The organism is Citrobacter sp. wls757 (assembly GCF_005280935.1).
Taxonomy (GTDB): Bacteria; Pseudomonadota; Gammaproteobacteria; order Enterobacterales; family Enterobacteriaceae; genus Citrobacter; species Citrobacter portucalensis.
Window position 1 is genome coordinate 32,724 of record NZ_SZWU01000054.1, and the last position, 7,638, is coordinate 40,361.

Here is a 7,638-nt window from a genome sequence, read left to right on the forward strand (position 1 = left end):
GCTTTCAGGCGAACAGATTCATGTTCTCTTTTGCCCAAGCTTCAAAATCCGTGCAGCCGCCGATGTGTTTTTGATCGACAAAAATCTGCGGAACGGTTTCAACTGGCTTACCTACCGTCTTTTCCAGATCTGCTTTGGTAATTCCTTCAGCATGGATATCAATGTAGCGGAAGTTAAAATCTTCATGCTCACTGCTTAATTTTTCTGCTAATTCTTTTGCGCGCACGCAATACGGGCACCCTGGGCGACCAAAAATAACGGCAAACATCTCTTTCTCCTCGAACTTATCAGGCCGGATGGCAATAATGGTTATGATGCCGCGATTTGTGACGGATGGAAAGCAGGTTCAGCCTGTTGCTTTGATATCCTCAAGCTATATCTGTTAAACACGGCAAGCCGGAACGTTTTATAATGGAAGCCATTTCGCCGGGAGGCCGCGTATGCGCACAATTGGTGTATTACCCAAAAGCGTATTGATGCTGGAAATAATTGGGATGGTTTTGTTATCGCTGGCGCTGCTATCGCTTAACGATTACCTCACCTTGCCCGCACCGCTTAACAGCCCGTTAGCCTGCGTGGTGATGATATTTCTGGGCGTACTGCTGATGCTCCCTGCTGCGGTGGCGTTGATGTGGCGTGTTGCTCAACTGCTGGCACCGCAACTGATGTCTCGCACACCCGGTGATTCAACTGATTCAGACAGAGACAAAAGAGATGACTCCAACCATTGATTTACTCCGCAGCCACCGTTCCATTCGCCATTTTACTGATGATGCCATTTCGGATGCACAGCGTGAGGCGATTATTGCCGCCGCTCAGGGAACGTCAAGCTCCAGTTTTCTACAGTGCACGACGATCGTTCGCATAACGGATAAATCCTTGCGTGAATCACTGGCTACCTTATCTGGCGGTCAAAAGCATGTGGCACAGGCCGCTGAGTTCTGGGTGTTTTGCGCTGATTTTAACCGTCATTTGCAGATTTGCCCTGACGCGCAACTTGGGCTGGCGGAACAGTTGCTGCTGGGTGTGGTTGATACTGCAATGATGGCGCAAAATGCATTGACGGCGGCAGAGTCGCTGGGACTTGGCGGCGTGTTTATTGGCGGTTTGCGTAACAATATTGAGCCGGTCACCGAACTGCTGAAGCTTCCGCAACATGTTCTGCCGCTCTTTGGATTGTGCCTCGGCTGGCCTGCGGATAACCCGGATATCAAGCCGCGCCTGCCCGCGTCGCTTGTGGTGCAAGAAAACCAATACCAGCCACTCAACAGTGATGTGTTGGCGCAATATGATGAGCAGCTCGCGCAGTACTATCTGACCCGAGGCAGCAATACCCGCCGCGACACCTGGAGCGATCATATTCGCCGTACCATCATTAAAGAAAGTCGCCCCTTTATCCTGGAATATTTGCATAAACAGGGATGGGCTACGCGCTAAAGATTTTAACCCAGTGTATGATACGCCAGCTTTTACCAGGTCATTCAGAGAGGTGCAGGGTGAAAATTGCCATTTTGTCCCGGGACGGAACGCTCTATTCTTGTAAACGCCTGCGTGAAGCGGCGATGCAGCGCGGTCACCTGGTTGAAGTTATCGATCCCCTTTCTTGCTATATGAACATCAGCCCGGCGGCATCCTCTATTCATTACAAGGGCCGTCAGCTTCCTCATTTCGATGCGGTGATCCCGCGGATTGGTTCCGCGATTACCTTTTATGGGACGGCGGCGCTGCGCCAGTTTGAGATGCTGGGTAGCTATCCGTTGAATGAATCGGTAGCGATTACGCGAGCGCGCGATAAGCTGCGTTCGCTACAACTGCTGGCGCGTCAGGGAATTGATTTACCCATTACCGGAATTGCTCACTCTCCGGACGATACCAGCGACATGATTGACATGGTTGGCGGTGCGCCGTTGGTGGTGAAACTGGTTGAAGGCACCCAGGGTATTGGCGTGGTGCTGGCGGAAACGCGGCAGGCTGCAGAAAGCGTGGTAGATGCCTTTCGTGGGGTGAATGCCCATATCCTGGTTCAGGAATATATCAAAGAAGCGAAGGGTCGCGATATCCGCTGTTTCGTGGTGGGCGATGAAGTAGTGGCCGCCATTGAACGACGGGCTAAAGAGGGCGATTTTCGTTCTAATCTCCATCGCGGTGGGGTGGCGACTATTGCGAGTATCACGCCGCGCGAAAGAGAAATTGCGCTCAAAGCCGCCCGGACGATGGGCCTGGACGTTGCAGGCGTTGATATTCTGCGTGCTGATCGAGGGCCACTGGTCATGGAGGTCAACGCGTCTCCGGGGCTGGAAGGCGTGGAGAAAACCACCGGAATAGACATTGCCGCGAAAATGATCCAGTGGATCGAGCGCCATGCTACTCCTGAATTTTGTCTTAAAATCGGCGGCTAAGCGCAATATCGATTGCGATCGTGGTATGACACGCTCTTTTTGCGTAAGCTGTGCCGGTATTTTTTTCATCAATAGAGGTCGCACATTATTATGACATCACTGGTCGTTCCCACTCTGGATACGTTGCGTCAATGGCTCGACGACCTGGGCATGAGTTTTTTTGAATGCGATACCTGTCAGGCGCTGCACTTGCCACACATGCAGAATTTTGACGGCATCTTTGATGCAAAAGTTGATTTGGTCGATAACGTCATTCTGTTTTCTGCGATGGCGGAAGTCAGACCTTCTGCATTGCTGCCACTGGCAGCCGATCTGTCTGCGATCAATGCCAGTTCACTGACGGTGAAAGCTTTTCTGGATATGCAGGATGATAATCTGCCAAAGCTGGTGGTTTGCCAGTCTTTATCCGTTACGCCGGGCGTAACGTTTGAGCAGTTTGAATATTTTGTTCGCCAGAGCGAAGAGCAAATATCGATGGTGATCCTCGAAGCCGGAGCGCATCAGCTGTTATTTAATGCTGAAGAAGATGCGCAAAACAGCACCGCTGAAATTCATTTCCTCCATTAATTCTTCCTGAATCTGGACATATATCGCGCAGCCGCTGCCAGAGCGGTTGCGTATTGCCTGTTTTTATTCTGCATTTAACCTTTCATTAAAGAATTATTCACCTCGATTCAGCGCCTTCCGCTTTATGTCATAGACAATTCCTGCATAAAAAATTGATAAAAGACGTTTTTTAATCTGGGCTATATCCACAATTCCTGGCTAAAGTTATTCTTGCGAAGCTTACCAACGTCATCATTTAAACAACCCCTTGTGACCTGACCTGTGGCCACAATGTGTGTTGAATGCATCGGCGGATGCCAGCGAGCAACAGCGGCATGAGGAGAGGTCTCTCTTTTCATCGGTGCCGCATGAAAGAATATGCACGTTTCTTGCATATCATTAGAGTGTGACATTTTTGTTCGTTTGTTAACGAACTTTCAGAAGGAAAGAGATTATGACCGCCTTAAATAAAAAATGGTTATCAGGCCTGGTTGCGGGTGCTCTGATGGCCATCTCTGCCGGCACGCTCGCTGCTGAACAAAAAACGCTGCATATATATAACTGGTCTGATTATATCGCCCCGGACACGGTGGCTAATTTTGAAAAAGAGACCGGAATTAAAGTTATCTATGACGTATTTGATTCCAATGAAGTACTGGAAGGTAAGCTCATGGCTGGCAGCACCGGCTTTGATCTTGTCGTTCCTTCTGCCAGCTTCCTTGAGCGTCAACTGACTGCGGGCGTATTCCAGCCGCTGGATAAGAGCAAATTGCCGGGCTGGAAAAATCTTGATCCTGAACTGCTGAAGTTGGTGGGTAAACACGATCCGGACAACAAGTTCGCGATGCCGTATATGTGGGCTACGACCGGTATTGGCTATAACGTGGATAAAGTCAAAGCGGTGCTGGGGCCGGATGCGCCGGTTGATAGCTGGGATTTGATCCTCAAGCCAGAAAATCTGGAAAAACTCAAAAGCTGCGGCGTCTCTTTCCTCGATGCGCCCGAAGAGGTGTTTGCCACGGTGCTGAACTATTTGGGTAAAGACCCAAACAGTACCAAAGCGGATGATTACACCGGGCCAGCAACCGATCTGCTGCTGAAGCTGCGCCCAAATATTCGCTACTTCCACTCTTCGCAATATATCAACGACCTGGCAAACGGTGATACCTGCGTCGCGATTGGCTGGGCAGGGGACGTATGGCAAGCGGCAAACCGTGCGAAAGAAGCGAAAAATGGCGTCAATATCTCCTTCTCAATTCCTAAAGAAGGTGCAATGGCGTTCTTTGACGTATTCGCGATGCCTGCCGATGCGAAAAACAAAGATGAAGCCTATCAGTTCCTCAATTACCTGCTGCGCCCTGATGTGATTGCGCATATCTCCGACCACGTGTTTTATGCCAATGCCAACAAAGAAGCGACGGCTCTGGTCAGCCCTGAAGTTCGTGACAACCCGGGCATTTACCCGCCTGCGGATGTTCGCGCCAAGCTGTTCACACTGAAAGTACAGGATCCGAAGATCGATCGTGTACGTACCCGCGCATGGACGAAGGTAAAAAGCGGGAAATAAACCGATGTTTGGGACATGACCCGGCAGGATTTTTGCCTGCCGGGCAGCGTTGAGCCCGGACACATATAACCCGGCAATACGCACCTTTATGGTGCGTTATTTGCACCGTTTCTTTGTTTTATGCCGGAGAGCACCTGAGTGAATGATGCAACCCCACGCCCACAAGCGAAAATCCGCAAAGCGCTGACCCCGCTGCTTGAAATTCGCAATCTGACCAAGTCATTTGACGGTCAGCACGCCGTTGATGACGTCAATCTTACTATCTACAAAGGTGAAATATTTGCTCTGCTCGGCGCGTCCGGCTGTGGCAAATCGACTCTGCTACGGATGCTGGCGGGATTTGAACTGCCGACTACTGGGCAAATCATGCTTGATGGCGTCGATTTAGCGCATGTCCCGCCTTATCTGCGTCCGATTAATATGATGTTTCAGTCCTATGCTCTGTTTCCGCACATGACTGTCGAGCAGAACATTGCCTTTGGCCTCAAGCAGGACAAACTGCCGAAGGCTGAAATCGCCAGTCGGGTGAATGAGATGCTGGGACTCGTGCATATGCAGGAGTTCGCCAAACGCAAGCCGCATCAGCTTTCTGGCGGCCAGCGTCAGCGTGTGGCACTGGCGCGTAGTCTGGCGAAACGGCCAAAACTGCTGCTGCTGGATGAGCCGATGGGAGCGCTGGATAAAAAACTCCGAGACCGCATGCAACTGGAAGTGGTGGATATCCTTGAACGCGTCGGCGTGACCTGCGTGATGGTGACACACGATCAGGAAGAAGCCATGACGATGGCGGGCCGTATCGCGATCATGAACCGTGGCAAATTTGTCCAGATCGGCGAGCCGGAAGAGATCTACGAGCATCCGACTACGCGCTACAGCGCAGAGTTTATCGGTTCGGTAAACGTTTTTGAGGGACTGCTAAAAGAACGCCAGGAAGATGGTCTGGTGATTGAGTCTCCTGGACTGGTGCATCCGCTGAAAGTGGACGCCGATGCGTCTATTGTCGATAACGTCCCGGTATACGTTGCGCTGCGCCCGGAGAAAATCATGCTCTGCGAAGCCCCTCCGCCAGAGGGTTATAACTTCGCGGTAGGCGAAGTGGTACACATTGCCTATTTGGGCGATTTGTCGGTGTACCACGTACGTTTGAAAAGCGGCCAGATGTTGAGCGCCCAGCTACAAAATGAGCATCGTTATCGCAAGGGATTACCAACCTGGGGTGACGAAGTCCGTTTATGTTGGGATGCGGACAGCTGTGTGGTGTTGACGGTTTAAGGAGCGAAGATGAGTACACTTGAACCTCCGGCACGCGTGGATAAAGCAGGGCGATTCACGCTGTTTATGTCGCGGCTGCAAATGAAGCACGGGCGCAAGCTGGTGATCGCGCTGCCGTATGTGTGGCTGCTGCTCCTGTTTCTGCTGCCTTTTCTGATCGTCTTCAAGATCAGTTTGGCTGAAATGGCGCGCGCTATTCCTCCCTATACGGACCTCGTTTCATGGGCTGACGATCAGTTATCCATCACGCTCAATTTAGGCAATTTTTTGCAATTGACGGACGATCCGCTCTATTTCGATGCCTACATGCAATCGTTACAGGTGGCGGGAATTTCGACAATCTGTTGCCTGCTGCTGGGATACCCACTGGCATGGGCCGTCGCGCACAGTAAACCCTCAACGCGTAATATTCTGCTGTTGCTGGTGATCCTGCCGTCCTGGACCTCGTTTTTAATTCGCGTATATGCCTGGATGGGGATCCTGAAAAACAACGGCGTGCTGAACAACTTCCTGATGTGGCTGGGCGTCATCGACCAACCGTTGACGATTTTGCACACCAATCTGGCGGTCTACATCGGTATTGTTTACGCCTATTTGCCCTTTATGGTGCTGCCGATTTATACCGCGCTGACCCGTATTGATTACTCTCTGGTGGAAGCAGCGCTGGATTTAGGTGCCCGGCCGCTGAAGACCTTCTTTAGCGTGATTGTGCCGTTGACCAAGGGCGGCATTATCGCCGGGTCAATGCTGGTATTTATTCCGGCTGTTGGCGAGTTTGTGATCCCGGAACTGTTGGGCGGACCGGATAGCATCATGATTGGCCGCGTGCTTTGGCAGGAGTTTTTCAATAACCGAGACTGGCCGGTGGCTTCTGCTGTCGCCATTATTATGCTGCTGCTACTGATTGTGCCGATCATGTGGTTCCACAAATATCAGCAAAAAAGCGTGGGGGAACACGGATGAATAACTTACCGGTCGTTCGCTCGCCGTGGCGTATTTTTATCCTGGTAGTGGGCTTTACCTTCCTGTACGCGCCGATGCTGATGTTGGTTATCTATTCGTTTAACAGCTCGAAGCTGGTGACGGTCTGGGCGGGGTGGTCAACACGTTGGTATGGCGAGCTTTTCCACGATAGCGCGATGATAAGCGCCGTCGGCATGAGTTTAACGATTGCTGCGGGTGCTGCGACGATGGCGGCAATCCTTGGCACCATCGCCGCCGTGGTAATGGTGCGCTTTGGTCGTTTTCGTGGTTCGAATGGTTTCGCCTTTATGATCACCGCGCCGCTGGTCATGCCGGATGTTATTACCGGTTTGTCGCTGCTGCTGCTGTTTGTTGCGTTGGCTCACGCTATCGGCTGGCCAGCGGATCGCGGCATGCTGACCATATGGCTGGCGCACGTCACTTTCTGTACGGCGTACGTAGCGGTGGTGATTTCTTCACGCTTGCGCGAACTGGATCACTCCATTGAGGAAGCGGCGATGGATCTCGGCGCCACGCCGCTGAAGGTCTTTTTCGTCATCACCCTGCCGATGATTATGCCGGCGGTGATTTCCGGTTGGCTATTAGCCTTCACGCTGTCACTCGATGATCTGGTTATTGCCAGCTTTGTCTCTGGTCCTGGCGCCACAACGTTACCGATGTTGGTGTTCTCCAGCGTACGTATGGGGGTAAACCCGGAGATCAACGCCCTGGCGACGCTGATCCTTGGTGTGGTAGGAATTATCGGATTTATCGCGTGGTATCTGATGGCGCGAACAGAAAAACAACGGATCCGCGATATCCAACGTGCAAGACGCGGCTGAAAAAACTAAAATCTGCCAACCTGTCTATACGGCGCAGCTGTGGTGGCTG

Annotated in this window: 9 protein-coding genes; 8 read left to right on the plus strand and 1 reads right to left on the minus strand. The window is 51.7% G+C overall.

The window, feature by feature from the left end:
* Positions 1–4: 4 nt before the first annotated feature.
* Positions 5–268 carry a GrxA family glutaredoxin gene (locus FDW94_RS14330; protein ID WP_008784241.1) on the minus strand — a complete coding sequence of 88 codons (264 nt, stop codon included), beginning with the start codon at positions 266–268 and terminating at the stop codon, positions 5–7.
* Between the two features lie 172 nt (positions 269–440).
* Here FDW94_RS14330 and FDW94_RS14335 point away from each other — a divergent pair, with 172 nt between their 5' ends.
* The 8 genes from FDW94_RS14335 to potI all read left to right on the plus strand — a co-directional run bounded on the left by FDW94_RS14335 (position 441) and on the right by potI (position 7,589).
* Positions 441–731 (plus strand): DUF1418 family protein, encoded by a 291-nt coding sequence (locus FDW94_RS14335; RefSeq protein ID WP_003831656.1) that lies wholly within the window; start codon positions 441–443, stop codon positions 729–731.
* A complete protein-coding gene (gene nfsA, locus FDW94_RS14340; RefSeq protein ID WP_079934663.1) occupies positions 715–1,437 on the plus strand; it encodes a nitroreductase NfsA in 723 nt (240 codons plus the stop codon). Before FDW94_RS14335 ends, nfsA begins: the two co-directional genes overlap by 17 nt.
* A 59-nt stretch (positions 1,438–1,496) precedes the next feature.
* Positions 1,497–2,399, plus strand: coding sequence for a 30S ribosomal protein S6--L-glutamate ligase (rimK, locus tag FDW94_RS14345; protein ID WP_003831660.1), 903 nt, complete (start codon positions 1,497–1,499; stop codon positions 2,397–2,399).
* A gap of 90 nt (positions 2,400–2,489) precedes the next feature.
* Positions 2,490–2,966, plus strand: coding sequence for a YbjN domain-containing protein (locus FDW94_RS14350; protein WP_100272709.1), 477 nt, complete (start codon positions 2,490–2,492; stop codon positions 2,964–2,966).
* 433 nt (positions 2,967–3,399) lie between these two features.
* Positions 3,400–4,512, plus strand: coding sequence for a spermidine/putrescine ABC transporter substrate-binding protein PotF (gene potF / locus FDW94_RS14355; RefSeq protein ID WP_136391668.1), 1,113 nt, complete (start codon positions 3,400–3,402; stop codon positions 4,510–4,512).
* 138 nt (positions 4,513–4,650) lie between these two features.
* The gene (gene potG, locus FDW94_RS14360; RefSeq protein ID WP_008784245.1) at positions 4,651–5,784 is read left to right on the plus strand and encodes a putrescine ABC transporter ATP-binding subunit PotG; all 1,134 of its coding nucleotides are present in this window, start codon (positions 4,651–4,653) and stop codon (positions 5,782–5,784) included.
* 9 nt (positions 5,785–5,793) lie between these two features.
* On the plus strand, positions 5,794–6,747 hold the full coding sequence (gene potH / locus FDW94_RS14365; RefSeq protein ID WP_071445005.1) for a putrescine ABC transporter permease PotH: 954 nt from the start codon (positions 5,794–5,796) through the stop codon (positions 6,745–6,747).
* Complete coding sequence (gene potI / locus FDW94_RS14370) at positions 6,744–7,589, plus strand: putrescine ABC transporter permease PotI (protein WP_008784246.1); 846 nt, start codon at positions 6,744–6,746, stop codon at positions 7,587–7,589. Before potH ends, potI begins: the two co-directional genes overlap by 4 nt.
* The last annotated feature ends 49 nt before the right edge of the window (positions 7,590–7,638 follow it).

Bases quoted from the DNA above. Each gene is read 5' to 3' on its own strand.
- FDW94_RS14350 (WP_100272709.1), top strand. From the start codon at position 2,490: ATGACATCACTGGTCGTTCCCACTCTGGATACGTTGCGTCAATGGCTC.
- potH (WP_071445005.1), top strand. From the start codon at position 5,794: ATGAGTACACTTGAACCTCCGGCACGCGTGGATAAAGCAGGGCGATTC.
- potF (WP_136391668.1), top strand. From the start codon at position 3,400: ATGACCGCCTTAAATAAAAAATGGTTATCAGGCCTGGTTGCGGGTGCT.
- potI (WP_008784246.1), top strand. From the start codon at position 6,744: ATGAATAACTTACCGGTCGTTCGCTCGCCGTGGCGTATTTTTATCCTG.
- nfsA (WP_079934663.1), top strand. From the start codon at position 715: ATGACTCCAACCATTGATTTACTCCGCAGCCACCGTTCCATTCGCCAT.
- FDW94_RS14330 (WP_008784241.1), bottom strand. From the start codon at position 268: ATGTTTGCCGTTATTTTTGGTCGCCCAGGGTGCCCGTATTGCGTGCGC.
- FDW94_RS14335 (WP_003831656.1), top strand. From the start codon at position 441: ATGCGCACAATTGGTGTATTACCCAAAAGCGTATTGATGCTGGAAATA.